The sequence below is a fragment of the Pedobacter hiemivivus genome (genome assembly GCF_005144565.1).
GTDB classification, from domain to species: domain Bacteria; phylum Bacteroidota; class Bacteroidia; order Sphingobacteriales; family Sphingobacteriaceae; genus Pedobacter; species Pedobacter hiemivivus.
Genome location: NZ_SWDX01000004.1, coordinates 407,031 through 424,945 on the forward strand (window position 1 = coordinate 407,031; position 17,915 = coordinate 424,945).

A 17,915-nucleotide genomic window follows, 5' to 3' on the forward strand; every position below is an offset into this window, starting at 1 on the left:
TTTTAGAATTAGTTATTAGGGGAATACATTGTATTTCCCTTTTATATTACTGAGTGTAACATCGCATCATTGGAAACCTCCTTGTCATTTAACTGGTGTTATAAATAAAGTCTACTAAATTTGTCGACAATATTAAGGTATTTTATTTATCCCTCAAAATAAAAACTACTAAATAAGTATACTTTTTTTTATTTCCTATGGTTCTTAAAAAGAACTACGGTTGTTGAAAAGGATAGGGGCTTCAATTTTTTCTAATTGGCAGCATTTTTGAAAATTAATTATGTGAAAGAGAGCGATTAAAGATTATTTCACCGTTTAGGATATGGTAGTAACAGAAAAGATATTACATTTGCATTCCCAACCGAGGGGAGCATGATTACGAAATCCTGTTTAAATAAGATGGTACGGTAGCTCAGTCGGTAGAGCAATGGACTGAAAATCCATGTGTCGCCGGTTCGATCCCGGCCCATACCACTGCGAGAAGCTTCAGAGAAATCTGGAGCTTTTCTGTTTTATATGGTTTTTTATACATCCTGCTTGACCCAAAATATACCTTCTGCGTAAAGGCCTAGGCGCTCTTTGCTCCCCTTCAGGAGCTTAAGAGATGCCCGCCTTCGAGCAGAATGGTTTATTTTGTATCTTTAAAGCGGAAATGACTAAACCTACTAACCTTCATAAAATAGCCACGCGAGTATTACTAATCGTAATATTCAACTGCTTTTTCATGCGCTCATTTGCTCAGTTATCCTTTGATCATTTATCAGTTACCAACGGCCTGTCTCAAAGTACCGTTTTATCTATATGCAAAGACAGCAGGGGATACATGTGGTTTGGTACGCGCGACTGTCTGAATCGCTATGATGGTAGAGGTGTTAAAATTTACCATACAAATCCTGATGATCCATCAACCATCAGTTCAGAAGATTACATCTATGCTTTGTTAGAGGATAAAAAGCAAAACCTATGGATCGGTACCCAAAATGGACTAAATCGGTATATCCCTGAGAAGGATGCTTTTGAACGGATTCCTTATGATCTCAAAAATCCAAATAGCATCAGCGATAAGATTGTACTTTCCATATTTTCCGATAGCAAAGGGAAGATCTGGTTCGGTACTAATCTGGGCTTAAGTATGCTGGAAAGCTCTACTTCCAGAAAGTTTAAAAGGTTTTTTCAAAAAGACGGGCTGGCAGGGAATTCTATATATGCAGTTTTTGAAGACAGTAAGGGCAATATTTGGGTAGGGACTACAGAGGGCTTGACCAGGATGACTTTAAAGAATGGCAAGTATATCTTTACTACCTTTCGCAATAATGCCACTGATCTGAAAAGTATTAGTGGAAATTTTATCAGAACCATTGCTGAGGATAAGCAAGGGAGAATATGGATAGGGACAGAAGCAGATGGTTTGAATTTGTTTATGCCTGAAAGTGCTTCCTTTATGAGGTTTAAGTATAATCCTGCTGATCCACAGGGATTGAGTAATAACATTGTCCGTAAAATAACAGTAAGTAAAAAAGGTGATTTATGGGTGGCGACCATGAACGGCTTGAATATTTTAAATCCACATACCCTACGTTTTACCGATTTTAAGCATGATTCGGATAACCGTAAGAGCTTAAGTGATAATTCTATTAAGGATATTTATGAGGATAATCAGGGCTCAGTTTGGGTGGGTACTAATTTTGGAGGTGTAAATGTTACCCACAGTAATACCATTCCCTTTACGGTTTATAAGCACGATAAATACGGGAACAGCATCAGCAGCGACATCATCAGCGTTATTGAGGGTGATGAAAAGGGAAATCTTTGGATTGGTACTGAAGGGCATGGTCTTAATTATTTCAACACTAAGACCGGTGAATTTAAAAAGTATGTGAATGATGCCCGTGATCCGGGAAGTCTGGGTAATAATACCATTAAGGCCATATATCGGGATCGCAAGAACAGAATCTGGATAGGCTTGTTTCAAGGGGGGCTTGAGCTTTTTAACCCAAACACAGGTAAGTTTAGGCACTACCAGCCTGATCCTTTGAATCCCAGAGCCCTAAGTTTTGGCTATGTAAGCAGTATTGCCGAAGATGATCAGGGAAGACTGCTTGTCGGTACTTCATCGAAAGGATTAAATGTGTTTGATCCAGAGCAGGAAAACTTCTCTGTAATTAGTGATGTTCCTACCTCATCTGGGCTAAGGCTGAGCAGCAGTTACATTCGTTTTGCTTATACGGATTCGAAGAAAAATCTTTGGGTGGGGACCCCGAGGGGACTCAATTTGTTAGGGTATCAATCCAGGCAATTTAAGTTTTTCTTCAAAGGCAATAGCAAGGATAGTCTTAAATCAGGCCAGGTCAATTGTATCAGGGAAGATCAGCAAGGTAACATCTGGGTAGGCTCCTTACGTGGGGGCTTAAGTCTTTACCATCCTAAAACCAATTCCTTTACTACTTATACTAAAATAAATGGTATGGCTAGTGACAATATCATCGATATTTTGGAGGACAATGAAGGGAACTTGTGGTTGAGTACAGACCGTGGCCTCACCAAGTTTGATAAGCAACGGAAATTCTTTAAAAACTATAACATTACGGATGGATTGCCTGCCAATGAGTTCAACGTTAATTCGGCTTATAAGGATAAAAGTGGAAAGCTTTATTTTGGTAGTTACAACGGCTTAGTGAGTTTTACCCCCCGCGACATTAAGGTGAATACTCATGTGCCAAAAATCGTATTTTCTGGTTTAAAGCTATTCAACAAACCGGTAGCTATTAATGGGCCAGATCGCTTGTTGAAGGAGGATATTAGTTTTGCCAAAGAGATTACGTTTTTAGCAGGACAAAATATTTTTACCATTGATTTTTTGGCTTTAAGCTATATACAGCCGGGCCGTAATAAATATGCGTATAAGCTCGAGGGCTTTGAAAAGGATTGGAACTATGTTAGTATTCCATCCGCAACCTATACCAACCTACCATCTGGCAAGTATCGTTTTTTAGTAAAAGCAAGTAACAATGATGGCCTTTGGAACGAAAATCCAGCCAGTCTGGAGATTCGCATCCTGCCCCCAATATGGCGCACCTGGTGGGCTTACTTGCTCTATTTTATGGCGGGCTCTGCATTGCTTTATTTCGTGTTGCGTTTTAGTCGTAGACAGCAAAGGCTGGAGTCGGAGTTGTATTATGAGCACTTGAACAATGAGCGGCAACAAGAGCTTTACCAGATGAAGCTTGATTTCTTTACCCGGATATCACATGAGATCCGTACGCCACTAACTCTGATCTTTGCGCCACTTGAAAAGCTGATTAACCTGACTAAGGAAAATAATACCGTTAACCAGCAGTTGATGGGGATTAAGAGGAATACTGACAGGCTGTTAAGGTTGATCAGTGAGTTGCTAGACTTTAGAAAGATAGAAACGGGAAATGCCAAGCTACAGGTTTCGGAACATGAACTGGTTGCTTTTTGTCGCAGTATCTATGATGCCTACGAGAGTTTGGCTGAGATTAAAAATATAGATTATAGCTTTAGCAATACTGAACCTCAAATCCAGGTGTATTTTGATACTAGCCAGATGGAGAAAGTATTTTATAACATCCTTTCCAATGCCTTTAAATATACGCCTGATGGTGGCAAAATAAGCTTCTCTATCCATTTGGAAAATGAGCAGGTAAAAGTGGTGATTGCAGATACGGGTATTGGTATCCCTGAAGAGGCGCAAGACAAGATATTTACTAATTTCTATCAGGTAAAATCGGGGGCGGTTACTGCTGAAGGTTGGGGAATAGGTTTGGCGCTGGTCAAAAATATAGTAGATCTGCATAAAGGCGAAATCTCGGTTGCTAGTGTGCCGGCTATCGTTGGAAAGGATGGGGAAACTAGTCTTACCGTTGCCCTTTTATTGGGTAAGGCTCATTTTACGGAGGAAGAAATGCTGAGCCCGGATAAGATGATGAAAGCTGTAGGGGATGTTGCTATATCAACGATAGCAGAAGTAGATGAGGAAAGAGAATCTGTACCTGGAGAGAAAAAATATACCATTCTGGTTGTAGAGGATAATGATGAATTGAGAGGGTTTATTGTACAGTCGCTGCAAAATACTTATCACATTCTGGAAGGAGTGAATGGACTGGAAGGCTGGGAGGTGGCTATAGCACATGTTCCCGATGTCATTATTAGTGATGTGACCATGCCCGAAATGGATGGTTTGGAACTTTGTGCCAGATTAAAAAAAGAAGAAAGAACAAATCATATCCCTGTAATTATGCTTACTGCTATGGCATCGCAGCTACATCTGGTTAATGGTTTGGAAGCAGGAGCTAATATTTATATTACTAAACCTTTCAGCATTCAGGTTTTGGAACTCAGTGTTCGTAACCTTTTACAGGGACGCGAGGAGCTTAAGCAGAAATATATGCGTCAAGTGATGCTAACCCCAAGGAGGCTTGAAACAGAGTCGCCGGAGGATAAGTTTTTAAATCGATTGATGTTGGTGATTGAGGAGAGTATGGAAGATCCTGATTTTAATGTGGGGAGCCTTGTTGAAGATATTGGAATGAGTCAGACTGTGCTGTACAAAAAGATCAAGGCCATTACTGGTTTATCCATTACAGATTTTATCAAATCACAACGATTAAAAAGAGCCGCGCAGTTATTGACAGAGGATAAACTGAATATTTCTGAAGTCGCTTACTCTGTTGGTTTCAATGATCGGAAGTACTTTAGTAAAGAGTTTCGCAAGCAATTTGGTGTAGCCCCATCAGACTATGTTCAAAAAACAGATTAGACCCCCCTTTTGAACTGATTTGTCGCCTTTTTTAGGCAGATTAAAATGAATATTTGAATCTTGTATGAACCAAATTTCAGAAAAAGATCAAATATGAACCGTTTGCTTTTCGTTTTTTTATTTGTCTGTTGGCAGTCTGCCGGCAGTTACGCACAGATACAAACAGACATTTGCGAAAATAGCGTACCCAATAATTGGAACGCCATTAATGGCAGGTTATCCATGACCGCCGACCACTTTAAATTGGGTAAACAAGCCCTAAAGTGGGACTGGACCACTGCGGGGAAAAGTATATTGAAGGTTCAGAACGATGCTTTCAAAGCTGTTGCAGCAAATCCAAGAAGTACTTTCGTAGTATGGATATATAATGACACACCTATAAATGATAAGCTGGTGTTTAAATTTGGTACTCAAGATAAAACGGTTTCTAGTTTCGATTTTAACCTTAATTTTAAAGGTTGGCGAACAGCTTGGGTAATGTACCATAGAGATATGGTAGGCAAGCCTCAGGCAGATATGGATATCCTCACTGTACATGCACCTACAACTGTAAAAAAGGGAAGCTTGTTTATTGATCAGCTGATGTATGATGTAACCATCAATCCACGTTCACCAATGCGGGATGAGCAATTACCTTTTGTAAATCCAGAAGGAGATAAGGCCGCCAATGCGCACTGGAACTCTTTATATGCATTTAATAGAACACCACATTACTTGCCCTTGCAAGTGAAATTGGAGTCGACTGATCGAACCGATATGGCACAAATCAGTCAACGTTATAAAGAACAGATTCTGTCTTCAGCAAAAACTGTTGGAAAAAACGCAGTGCAAGATGTTGAAAAAGCCTTTAGCTATTGGAACATAGGAAGAGATGGGGGCCGAATAACCGGTAGACCAGTTTATTCTACAAATGATATAGAGTTGGTGTCTTTGTCGCCAACTGAAAGTGTGAAAGAAACCAATCGCTTATCTGGCATAAAACGTTATACCGAACTGATGCTACAGGTCGCTCAGCTTTATCAAACCTCGCCAGATGCAGTAGATAAACAAAAGCTAGAAGGTATTTTTATAGATCTGCTTGATCATCTTGAAGATCAGGGCTGGGCTTACGGTAGTGGTATGGGTGCATTGCATCATCACGGTTATAACCTGTCGGATTATTATTCGGCCTGTTTGCTCATGAAAGATGTGATCAAAAAACACAATAAGTTAGACCGCACATTTAAAAGTATGGCTTGGTTTAGTGGTTTAGGACGTACTTTGCAGCTTCCTGATCAATTGCCATCGTCTAATATTGATGTTTTCAATACCCTGCTGGGGAGTATGCTCTCGTCTATTTTAATAATGGATGATGCTCCTGAAAAATTCAGGTATATGCATAGCTTTTCGAATTGGCTATCTAAAAATATAGAACCAGACCATACCATTGAGGGAGCTTTTAAGCCCGATGGGGCAGTTTTTCATCATGGTAATCTTTATCCAGCTTATGGTATTGGCGGTTATACTGGTATTACCCCAATTGTATACGCACTTAGTGGGACCTCGTTTAGCGTAAGGCAACAAGCACATGAAAGTTTACGGAATAGTTTACTGATGATGCACTATTATACCAATCCTTATAAGTGGCCGATTAGTGTGTCTGGCCGTCATCCGACAGGAAACTGGCGTATTCCAGATGTGCCTTATGCTTATATGGCTATGGCTGGGATGCCCGATGGTAGCTTAAAAACGGATACGCTTATGGCCTCGATATACCTGAAGCTAAACGGAAAGAAGCAAAATAAATGGGCTACTGCTTTTAAAAGTAGCCAGATCAAGCCGGTAGGCTATACCAGGGGGCACTGGAACCTTAATTATGGTTTGTTTGATATACATCGCCGTCAGGATTGGTTGCTTACGGTACGCGGTCACAATCGGTATTTTATTAGCCACGAGTCCTATCCCGGTGCAAATATGTATGGCCGTTATTTTGCCTATGGACAGTTGGAAGTTTTGTTTCCAGCAACCAAAGCTGATGATGGGAGTAATTTTAAAGATGAGGGTTGGGACTGGAACAACATTCCGGGGACAACAACCTTACATCTGCCCTTAGATAACCTGCGTGCTAACATTATCAATGCTGATGACTATAGTGGAATAGAAGAAATGTTGATCTCGGATGAGCGTTTTGCGGGGGGTACAACATTTAAGAACCAAGGTATGTTTGCCATGAAACTGCATGGTCATGATAAATATGATATGGGGAGTTTTAGGGCCACCAAATCATGGTTTATGTTTGATAACCTGGTCATCAATTTGGGCTCGGGGATTCAAAATACCATAGCAGCCTATCCAACTGAAACGACGCTGTTCCAAAATTACCTGAAAGATTCGACAGATGTGTTCAACATAAATGGTACAGCAATAAATTCATTCCCCTACACAAAAAAGGGGGAAGCTGGAAAGCCTTTAACGATTGTTGACAACCGAAATATCGGTTATTATATTCCTGACGCGGGAGATATCGTGTTAACAAAAGCAACGCAGGTTTCACGTGATCAAAAGGATAGCCGTAAAACCATAGGCAACTTTGCTAAGTTAATCTTGCAACATGGAAGCGCGCCTGTAGATGCTGGATACCAGTATGCAATGTTGATAAAAACGAATAAGCAGGCATTAGAAAGCTTAGCTTTGTTGCAAGGAAGTACTAAACCTTTGTATAAAGTATTGCAAAAGGACAATGCGGCGCATATTGTATGGTATGCTCCACAACAGATTACTGCAGTCGCTGTTTTTGGAACTAATAACAAACTCTCGGATTCTTTACTGATGGGCAATAATAGGCCATGTTTGCTGATGTATCAGCAAAAGGGGGAACAATTGTCTATGTCAGTTACCGATCCTGATCTTGCTTTTTATGAAGGGCCGGATGATAGTCCCTTAACGGCAGATGGTAAAAGAAAAGAGGTGAGTATTTACTCCCGCAATTGGTACCGTTCGCCAGCTAAACCATCAGTTATGCAACTGTTGGTTAAAGGTAGTTGGGTTGTAAAGGCAGGCACAAATGGCTTGCAGGCGAGTTTGCAGCCTGATGGGAACACGTTGGTTAGTGTAAAATGTACAGACGGGATAGCCTCAAAAATTGAATTGTTTAAAGAAAATAAAAGGAGAATATAAAATGAAGAATACAATCATTTGTGCTTTGCTGGCTACATTTTCAGTGAGCACTGCTATAGCACAAAATAAGTCTTCAAATCAGCCCAATGTAATTGTCATTGTTAGTGATGATGCGGGATATGTAGACTTTGGATGTTATGGAGGCAAACAGATTCCAACACCAAATATTGATGGAATTGCCCGTCAGGGTACCCGTTTTACGGATGCTTATGTTTCGGCCTCTGTATGTGCACCTTCAAGAGCTGGTATTTTAACAGGTCGTTATCAGCAACGTTTTGGTTTTGAACACAACACCTCTAATTTGGTTGCTCCCGGGTATAAAATTACCGATGTAGGTATGGATCCATCCGAGCAAACGATTGGAAATGAGATGCAGGCCAATGGTTATAAAACCATCGCCATAGGTAAATGGCATCAGGGAGATGAGCCAAAACATTTCCCACTAAAACGTGGCTTTGATGAGTTTTATGGTTTTACAGGTGGCCACAGGGACTTCTTTGCCTATAAAGGTGCAAGGACTAACGAACATGCTTTGTATAACAACAATGAGATTGTTCCGGAAAGTAAGATCACTTACCTAACAGACATGTTTACCGATAAGGCAACCAGCTTTATTGCAGAAAATAAGGATAAACCCTTCTTTATGTACCTTTCTTATAACGCGGTTCATACTCCTATGAATGCTAAGAAAGATTTGATGGAGCGCTACGCCAGTATCCAGGATACGGGTAGAAGAGCTTATGCTGCGATGATGACTTCTTTGGATGATGGGGTTGGACGTGTAATGGCGATGCTGAAACAGCAAAACCTGGATAAGAACACCATCATTGTTTTTATCAATGATAATGGTGGAGCTACGGTAAACTCTTCTGATAACGGGCTCTTACGTGGTATGAAAGGTTCAAAATGGGAAGGGGGTATCCGTGTAGCGATGATGATGAAATGGCCCGGACATATTGCAGCAAATAAAACTTATAGCAAGCCAGTTATTTCATTAGATATATTGCCGACTGCTATTGCGGCGGGGAATGGAAAGCGTAAAGGCGCAAAGAAACTGGATGGGGTAAACCTCTTGCCATATATCACCGGAAGCAACAAAAAGACTCCTCACGAAGCGCTTTACTGGCGAAGAGGGGTAGCTGCAGCCATGAGAGAAAATAATTGGAAGCTGATACGCGTGAAAGGACGTTTAGAAAATAAAGAGGTAGAGAATGTGTTGCTTTTTGATCTGGAAAAAGATATTTCTGAAACCACCAATCTTGCCCTGAAATACCCTGCACAGGTAAATAAGATGCTTGGTAAGCTTGCAGAATGGGAAAAGGGATTGGATAAGCCACACTGGGGTAGTTCATATGGCGGCAAAAACCAAATCATGAAACACCGCATGGAAACGACAGGTCGTGACATGGAAAGAATGTATCCTTAATAAAATAAACCAACTAAATTTGTAGCTCAATGAAGAGAGTATTATTATTAAGTGTATTGGCTTTGAGTATGCTAATATCGCGATTAGCCAAGGCACAGTCTGGTGATGCAGCCAGTCTAATTATGCAAAGAATTGTATTGGACCTTAGAAAGCCAGTACGGTCTGTGGATAAAGCAGCAGAAAAGAACCTGGCTACGCTGCAGCCTAATGGAAGCTGGAAGGGGATAGATTACAAGGATAGAACCATTACCAACTGGCAACCAAACGATCATTTAGTAAAGTTAGAAAGCCTTGTTCAGGGGTATATAACAAAAGATAGCCGTTATTTTAGCGATGATCAGACACTAGACGCAATAACTCGTGCCATTAAGTATTGGTACGATCAGGACCCGAAAAGTAGCAACTGGTGGCACAATGAAATTGGTACTCCTCAGGCTTTGGGTGAAATTTTGATCATGCTGCGCAATGGCGAAAGTAGAATACCGACAGATTTAGAGGCACTGCTGATTGAAAGAATGAACCGCGGAGTTATTGAAAAACAAACAGGAGCTAATAAAACAGATGTCGCTCTGCATTATTTCTATAGAGCTTTGCTTACTAATAATCAAGCTTTACTAGCTAGTTCAGCTGCGGAGTTGTTTGAGCCGATTAAGCTTATGCATTATGACGAGGGCTTGCAGTATGATTATTCCTATTTGCAGCATGGCGCACAGTTACAAATATCAAGTTATGGTGGGGTATATATTTCCGGGATATTGAAAATGATTAACTACGTGCAGGGAACGCCGTATGCGATCAGTAATGAGAAATTGCAAATGTTCTTTAGGTACTACCGCGAAACTTATTTAAAAGCGATTAGAGGTAGTTATATGGACTTCAACGCAGAAGGTCGTGGTGTAAGTAGACCTAATATTTTAAGAAAGAATACAGAGAAAAGCAGGTTAATTACTGCAACTATGATTGATCCATTACATGCGGATGAGTGGAGAAGTGCAATTGCAAGAACCGATAGTACAGCGGCACCAGATTATAAGATTGAACCATTGCATAAGCAGTTTTGGATTGGAGATTATGTAATGCACCTTAGACCTGGTTATTCTTTTAATGTGAGGATGGTGAGTAATCGGACTAAACGTAGCGAGTCTGGAAACAAGGAGAATTTATTTGGTAGGTACTTATCTGATGGTGCGACCAATATTCAGGTTCGTGGACCGGAGTACTACAACATTATGCCGGTTTGGGAATGGGATAAGATTCCGGGAACAACAACCAGAGATTATGCGGAAGATCGTTTGACTACCAAGTTCTGGGGCGAAGATGGAAGCAACGCTTTTGCTGGTGGTGTTTCTGATGGCATGTATGGTGCAAGCACTTATGCGTTGGACTATGATAGCCTCTCTGCAAAAAAAGCCTGGTTCTTTTTTGATCAGGAGATTGTATGTCTGGGCGCAGATATTCGTAGCAATACGCCAGAGTCGATTGTGACTACTGTTAACCAAAGCTGGTTAAATGGCGATGTATTAGGTTCTGGCATAAAAGGCAAGTTTGGGAAAGGGAAAATGGAAGTGTTTAAAGATGATAACCAAAGCTGGATCTTACACGATGGGATTGGCTATGTATTCCCTGAATCCGTAGATTTAAGTTTGAGTACCAATACCCAAAAGGGGAGCTGGTACAAGATCAACAATGCACATCCAAAGGGAGCGCTTTCTGGTAGTGTTTTTAAACTATGGATCAACCATGGTGTAAAACCAGAAGGTGCAAAATATGTGTATGTAGTATTGCCGGGCATTAAGAATGCCACACCTCTAAGTAATTTTGCTAAGTCTGGTATTAAAATTCTAGCTAACACCGGACAACTACAGGCGGTAAGCAATGAGCAATTAAATATGTTGCAGGCGATCTTTTACGAGCCGGGTGTATTAAAAACGTCGGGCTATACCATCAAGTCGGACAAGGCTTGTGCGTTATTAATTAAAGCGCTGAATGGTAAGGTGGTAATCTCTGTGGCAGACCCTTTGCAAAAAGAGACAAATGCTGTGATTAGTATCACAAATAATAAGGATGGAAAGACAATGGATTATCCGGTAAGTTTCCCTCAGCAAGCATTTGCCGGCTCTACGGTAACGCTTAAATAAATTGAGATTGAGGGTAATAAGGTATTGAAACAGCCGTTTTGACTGATTATTACCCTCTTTTAAATTAATTAGTGCCCCTTTTTTAATCGGATTGATGCTCAAATTTGATTGTAGTAATCGCAAGGTTGCTGTAGTGTATACCAAATTTAAACTTATTGATGTATGAGAAAAATTTACATGATTTTTATGTGCCTGTTTTTTGCCATTACAGCATTTGCCCAACAGACAAGGAAGGTAGATGGTAAGGTAACAGAACAAGGAAGCGGAACTCCGTTGATTGGCGTAAGTGTGCAGGTTAAAGGGACCAAGGTTGGCGCAACAACAGGCAGCGATGGGAAGTTCTCCATTATGATTCCAAAGGAAGGAAATGCCATACTAGTTTTTACTTATATCGGTTATTTACAGAAAGAAATTATTGTTGGTGATAGGTCAACTGTTAACGTGATTCTGGTCGAGGACAATAAAACGCTGAATGACGTAGTAGTGATTGGATACGGTACATCTAAGAAAGCCGATTTAGTGAGTTCGGTAGCTCAGGTGAACATGAAGGATATGCTAAATGCTCCGGTTCGTTCATTTGACGAGGCGCTAGCAGGAAGAGTTGCTGGTGTACAGGTTACGTCCTCAGATGGTCAACCTGGATCGCAAGTAAGTATTGTAGTAAGGGGGGCCAATTCTATTACTCAGGATAATTCACCGTTGTATGTTATAGATGGATTTCCAGTGGAAGGGGCTAATAACAATGTGATCAATCCACAGGATATAGAATCTATTGATGTATTAAAGGACGCTGCAGCAACTGCTATATATGGAGCTCGTGGTGCTAATGGGGTAATTATGATCACCACAAAAAAGGGTAAAATAGGTGATCCAGTGATTACGCTTAGTACAACTCAGAGTTATACAACTAATAACAAAAGAATGGATCTGATGAGTAGCTACGATTATGTAAAATCTCAGTTAGAACGTGATCCGGCCATTGGAACTCCGGCAAATCCTACACCAACTTATTATTTATTAACCAGACCAGGTAAAACACTCGAAGATTACAGAAATGAATCGGCTACAGATTGGCAGTCGCCATTTTTTCAAACCGGAAGTTTACAGGATTATAACCTGGCTGTAAGAGGTGGTACTAAACAAACATTGTATTCAATTTCAGGTTCTGCAAATCAACAGGATGGTACCATTATTAATACCAGTTACAAACGTTACCAGGGAAGAATTACACTTGATCAAACTATAGGCAAATACCTTAAGCTTGGTGTTAATGCCAATTACTCCTTTCTTAAGCAATCGGGTAATAGTGTAGGGGCATCTACGAATAGCGGTACAACTAATATTTTATATAGTGTATGGGGTTCTAGTCCTACTTCGCCGCTTTCGGAAACAGTGCCTGTAGATGAAACCACTAATAGTACTAATGATTATAAATATAATCCACTCATCAATCAGAAGAATTTAATCAGGGATAACATAACGAGGAACATTAGCGCGAATACTTATGCTGAGGTTACATTTTCTCCTACTTTGAAATTTCGTGCAACGGGTGTTTTAACTGACAATACGGCAATTGCCGAATCATTTAATAACTCTTTATCTTACTATGGTAATCCCAGAACGAATCCTGGAATGACCAATGGTGTCAACGGTAGCATACTGACCACTAAGGCGTTTAACTGGGCAAATGAGAATACATTAACCTGGAATAAAACCTATAATAAAATACATAATCTGAATGTTTTAGCTGGTTTTACCCAACAGGGAAATACATCCAGTGCTAATGGTTTTGGCGCTAATTTTTTGCCGAATGAATCTTTGGGCTTAAGTGGATTGGATGAAGGGATATTAAATCCTGCTAGTACCAGAGCCCTGAGTTCTTTGTGGACGGCAGCATCATTTTTGGGACGTTTAAAATATAATTATAAGTCTAAATATTACGCAGAAGTCTCTTATCGTGCAGATGGATCATCTAAGTTTAGTGAGGAGAATCACTGGTCTTATTTTCCAGCAGCATCATTTGCATGGAGATTTAAACAGGAGGACTGGGCACAAAAGATTTCTGTCATTTCTGATGGCAAGTTGAGACTAAGTTATGGTCAAACCGGAAACAACCGGGTAGGTGATTTTTCTTACCTGTCTACCTCAGCATTGCCGGTAACATTATCTTATTCGTTTAATGATGTTTATGTCTCATCTGTTATACCAGGTTACAATATTAACGATACCAGGTATTACTTTATCGGTAATAAGGATCTGAAATGGGAAACAACCGACCAATATAATGCTGGTTTAGACATCTCATTTTTTAAGAACCGTATAAATCTTACCATTGATGCTTATCGGAAAATTACAAAAGATCTTTTGTTAGCGGCTGATATTCCAACATCTTCGGGTTACAATAGAGCATTTAAAAATATAGGAAAAGTACAAAATCAAGGACTGGAGTTTGCGTTTAACACCGTTAATATTGATAAAAGAGATTTTAAATGGACAAGTAGTTTTAATATCTCATTTAACGGGAATAAAGTTTTGGCGCTTGCAGAAAATCAGGAGGCCATCACTACTGCTGTAAGATGGGATAATGGTTATCAGAACACTCCAGCTTATATAGCGAAAATAGGAAGACCGTTGGGAGATATGTATGGTTTTATATGGGATGGTAACTACCAATACAGTGACTTTACTGTGACCAGTGGGGGAGCTTATCTTTTGAAAGATAATGTTCCTACAAACGGAAATACGCGTGCACTGATACAACCAGGCGATATCAAGTATAAAGATCTGAACAATGATGGTATTGTAAATGCTTCAGATTACACAATAATAGGAAATGGCCTGCCTGTACATATTGGCGGTTTTGGGAATAACTTTACCTATAAAAACTTTGACTTGAATGTGTTCTTACAGTGGTCTTACGGTAATGATATACAAAACACAAACAGGCTGGTGTTTGAAGGAAATGGGTTAAATAAAACATACTTGCAACAGTTTGCCAGTTATAGTGACAGGTGGACACCTGATACTCAGAATGCATCCAATTACCGGGTAAATGGATTTTTTGGTGGAGGTTATTCTTCTCGCACCGTCGAGGATGGTTCCTATCTAAGGATAAAAACAGTGTCCTTTGGGTATAACATACCAGCTAATTTGTTGAAAAAAGCTAAGGTTCAGTCTTTGAGAGTTTATGTGTCAGGTCAGAACTTATACACTTTCACAAAATATACTGGTCTTGATCCAGAAGTAAATAGTTATGCTTCGGCATTAACCGCAGGATTTGATTATAGTGCTTATCCTCGTGGCAGGACAATTGCTTTCGGCGCTAACCTGAGTTTTTAATTTTAAAAAAAGAAGTTTATGAAACACATATTCATAATAGCAATATTGATCAGTCTTGGATTTAGCTCGTGTAAAAAGTTTTTAAATACGGAACCAACTGATTCATTAACAGAGAAGGAATATTACAATACGGAAGCTAAATTGATAAGTGCACTTGCGGGTGTATACCAACCTTTAGGGACCGCTGGAATATATGGTGACAATATGTTCGACCAATTAGGCGCGGCAACAGACGAGGGATTTTATGCCAGGAGTGGACAGTCGACCGGTGTTATGGTTTATAATTTCGATTACACAAATGCGGAATTGAATAGTTTCTGGTCTCAGCTCTATCAAGGTATTGAAAGAGCAAATATTCTCATCAAAAACATCAATGTAGCTTCAATAGATGAAACAAAACGTAATGCAATATTAGGTGAAGCTTATTTTATGCGCGGATATTATCACTTCTTGTTGGTGAGTAATTTTGGAGACGTGCCATTAAAAACAGAACCTACGCCGTCAGTTACTGACGTATTTGTAACCAGGACACCTGTAAAGCAAGTGTATGCACAAATACTTGCAGATATGGAGTTAGCTGAAGGTAAGGTATTCAGTTCTGATCAGCTTGGGTTTAGTGGAAGAGTATCAAAAACAGTCGTTGAAGGTATTTTAGCCAGAGTTTGTTTAACAATGGCTGGTTTTCCTTTGCAAGATCAAAGTAAATATGCTGCAGCACTGAAATGGGCTACACTGGTAAAAGAATCAGGATCACATAGTTTGAACTCCAGTTACAGCCAGGTATTTATTAATGCACATCAAGACCGTTACGATGTGAAAGAGAGTATGTGGGAAGTTGAAAATAAGGGGAATGGATCTGATGGCTATGGTAATGCAAATCGTTTGGGAAATACAAATGGTATTGTGGCTACAGCTGACAATATTGTAGCTACAATAGGCTACAGCTATGGATTTATTAATACTACAGCTAAGTTGTATAATTATTATTCTGCTGGTGATTTAAGAAGAGATTGGGCCATTGGTGCTTATACCTATGGATTCAATACAGCCACAAATACGGTTTATAAGAACTATTTCACAGCGACAAATCTCTATGGTCGTAATGCCGGCAAATGGAGAAGGGAATATGAAACTACTGCGGTTAAAGGAAAAAATATTACACCTATAAATTTCCCTATTTTAAGGTATTCTGACGTGTTGCTCATGTTAGCAGAAGCAGAATTCCATGTTAATGGTGCTACTCCGATTGCTTATGATGCGTTAAACCAGGTTAGAAGACGCGGTTTTGGTTTGAATCCTCAAACGCCCGTTACCTCGATATCTGTAGTAAGTGGTTTAACCTTAGCTACTGCCGGTAATACTGGTTATCTTACAGCGGGTGTTAATAATATCCCAGTGACCATTACTGGTGGTGGTGGTGTGGATGCAGCAGGAGAGGCATTGGTTGTTTATTCAGCTACTGCTGCGACAGCGAAGGTGACTGCATTAGCTTTAACTAAACCTGGAAAAGGTTATACAAGTGCCCCAACAGTTACCATTGGTTCGGCCTGGACGGCTAATACTGCGTACATGGTAGGAACACAAGTATTTAATGGCAATAATTTGTACACAATTACAACAGCAGGTACTTCAACAACTACCGGACCTACACAAGCAAGTGGAGCTTCATCTGCAGCTGTAACAGGGGCGGTCTTTACTTATGCAGGAGTAAGAGCAACGGCTACAGCCACAATTGCAACTTCTGTGGTAGATCTGGCTGGACTTACAGACTTTCAACAGGCAATAGAAGATGAGCGCGCAAGGGAGCTTTGTTACGAGACTTTGAGAAGACCGGATTTGATTCGTTGGGGGAAATGGGTGAAAACAATGAATGATTTAGGTTTAGATATGAAAGCTAATGCTGGTGGAAATTCTTATGGTGGATTAGCAGGATCAAGTATCACTGATCGAAATGTGCTATTTCCAATTCCTTCATCGGAAATATCTGTAAATAAAAACATGACACAAAATCCGGGCTGGTAACTGGATAAGAACCATTAACCAATAAAAGAACTTATTTATGATCAATAGATATATAATGGTTACAGCAATAGCATTCACTTTTGCAAGCTGTAGTAAAGAAATAGAAGTAAAATCGCTTAATTTTGATGTTGCCGTATCTAAAACTAACGGTGCTGTTAGTAATACTTATACGACTTCAGATTCTTTGAATTTTGTTTTCAAGGGCAACCCTGACGTGATTACATTCTATTCGGGAGAAATTAATCGACAGTATATTAATAAAGATAGAACAGCTGCGGATGGGACTCCTATTTTGCAGTTTACTTCTTTAAGAGCTACCGGAACACAGGCAAATTCTCTGGCATTAATGGTCTCTTCTGATTTTAAGGGGATCGCATCAAAACCTGGTTCAACAATTAGAGATACTGCTACTACAAATGCTAACATTGCAACTGCACAATGGTCAGATATTACTGCCCAGGCAGCTTTGTCCACCGGAGCAGCAACCGCATCAGGAGATATTAATCTTTCTTCTTTTGCGAACTCAGGTAAGCCAGTATACATCGCATTTAAGTATGTAGCTGCTGCAGGATCCATACAAAACAAATGGACCATTACCCTATTAACGCTTACAAATAAACTAGCGGATGGGTCCATTTATACGATAGGGAATTTGGGCGCGCCAAATACAGAGATTAAAAATTACGGTGTGATTACCTATAGTCCTGGCTGGTGGGTTTCTTATGATGAAGCAAAAAATGCTAATAAATATCCATGGGTATTTACTGCAGGTACCAGCTTAGTCATTACTGGTGCGGCAACTGTAGGAGCAGCAACAGCTCCAGCAGAAGCATGGGCAATCATGGGACCGATTAACCTAAAGAAAGTTAGTCCGGATGTTGGGGTAGGCCTTAAATCTATCTCCGCTAAATTCGAAAATTATCCATATAAATACTCATCGGTAACGCTGTCCGAACCAACTTTTGTAGCTTCAAATAATGTCGTTAATAGTTCTGCTACTGTAGTGAAACCACTGTCAATAAAAGTAACCAAGCCTTAATTTAAAATATAAACC

Annotated in this window: 7 protein-coding genes and 1 tRNA gene; all 8 read left to right on the plus strand. The window is 40.0% G+C overall.

Annotated features, from left to right (window positions below; genetic code table 11):
• Window positions 1–401 precede the first annotated feature (401 nt).
• The 8 genes from FBD94_RS12105 to FBD94_RS12140 all read left to right on the plus strand — a co-directional run bounded on the left by FBD94_RS12105 (window position 402) and on the right by FBD94_RS12140 (window position 17,900).
• Window positions 402–474 (plus strand) — tRNA-Phe (locus FBD94_RS12105).
• 250 nt (window positions 475–724) lie between these two features.
• Complete coding sequence (locus FBD94_RS12110; protein ID WP_136880374.1) at window positions 725–4,780, plus strand: hybrid sensor histidine kinase/response regulator transcription factor; 4,056 nt, start codon at window positions 725–727, stop codon at window positions 4,778–4,780.
• A 93-nt stretch (window positions 4,781–4,873) separates the two neighbouring features.
• Entirely contained in the window at window positions 4,874–7,936 is a 3,063-nt protein-coding gene (locus tag FBD94_RS12115) for a chondroitinase family polysaccharide lyase (protein ID WP_136880375.1), read from the plus strand.
• 1 nt (window position 7,937) lies between these two features.
• A complete protein-coding gene (locus tag FBD94_RS12120; protein WP_136880376.1) occupies window positions 7,938–9,362 on the plus strand; it encodes a sulfatase in 1,425 nt (474 codons plus the stop codon).
• A gap of 29 nt (window positions 9,363–9,391) precedes the next feature.
• Window positions 9,392–11,500 (plus strand): chondroitinase-AC, encoded by a 2,109-nt coding sequence (gene cslA, locus FBD94_RS12125; RefSeq protein WP_136880377.1) that lies wholly within the window; start codon window positions 9,392–9,394, stop codon window positions 11,498–11,500.
• A gap of 162 nt (window positions 11,501–11,662) precedes the next feature.
• Window positions 11,663–14,839 carry a SusC/RagA family TonB-linked outer membrane protein gene (locus tag FBD94_RS12130; protein WP_136880378.1) on the plus strand — a complete coding sequence of 1,059 codons (3,177 nt, stop codon included), beginning with the start codon at window positions 11,663–11,665 and terminating at the stop codon, window positions 14,837–14,839.
• Between the two features lie 18 nt (window positions 14,840–14,857).
• On the plus strand, window positions 14,858–16,861 hold the full coding sequence (locus FBD94_RS12135; RefSeq protein WP_136880379.1) for a RagB/SusD family nutrient uptake outer membrane protein: 2,004 nt from the start codon (window positions 14,858–14,860) through the stop codon (window positions 16,859–16,861).
• A gap of 37 nt (window positions 16,862–16,898) precedes the next feature.
• On the plus strand, window positions 16,899–17,900 hold the full coding sequence (locus FBD94_RS12140; RefSeq protein ID WP_131609833.1) for a DUF5017 domain-containing protein: 1,002 nt from the start codon (window positions 16,899–16,901) through the stop codon (window positions 17,898–17,900).
• Window positions 17,901–17,915: the final 15 nt, after the last annotated feature.

What these genes read in the sequence shown, in the direction of transcription:
- FBD94_RS12110 (WP_136880374.1), top strand. Translation starts at nt 725, where the DNA reads ATGCGCTCATTTGCTCAGTTATCCTTTGATCATTTATCAGTTACCAAC.
- FBD94_RS12130 (WP_136880378.1), top strand. Translation starts at nt 11,663, where the DNA reads ATGAGAAAAATTTACATGATTTTTATGTGCCTGTTTTTTGCCATTACA.
- cslA (WP_136880377.1), top strand. Translation starts at nt 9,392, where the DNA reads ATGAAGAGAGTATTATTATTAAGTGTATTGGCTTTGAGTATGCTAATA.
- FBD94_RS12140 (WP_131609833.1), top strand. Translation starts at nt 16,899, where the DNA reads ATGATCAATAGATATATAATGGTTACAGCAATAGCATTCACTTTTGCA.
- FBD94_RS12115 (WP_136880375.1), top strand. Translation starts at nt 4,874, where the DNA reads ATGAACCGTTTGCTTTTCGTTTTTTTATTTGTCTGTTGGCAGTCTGCC.
- FBD94_RS12120 (WP_136880376.1), top strand. Translation starts at nt 7,938, where the DNA reads ATGAAGAATACAATCATTTGTGCTTTGCTGGCTACATTTTCAGTGAGC.
- FBD94_RS12135 (WP_136880379.1), top strand. Translation starts at nt 14,858, where the DNA reads ATGAAACACATATTCATAATAGCAATATTGATCAGTCTTGGATTTAGC.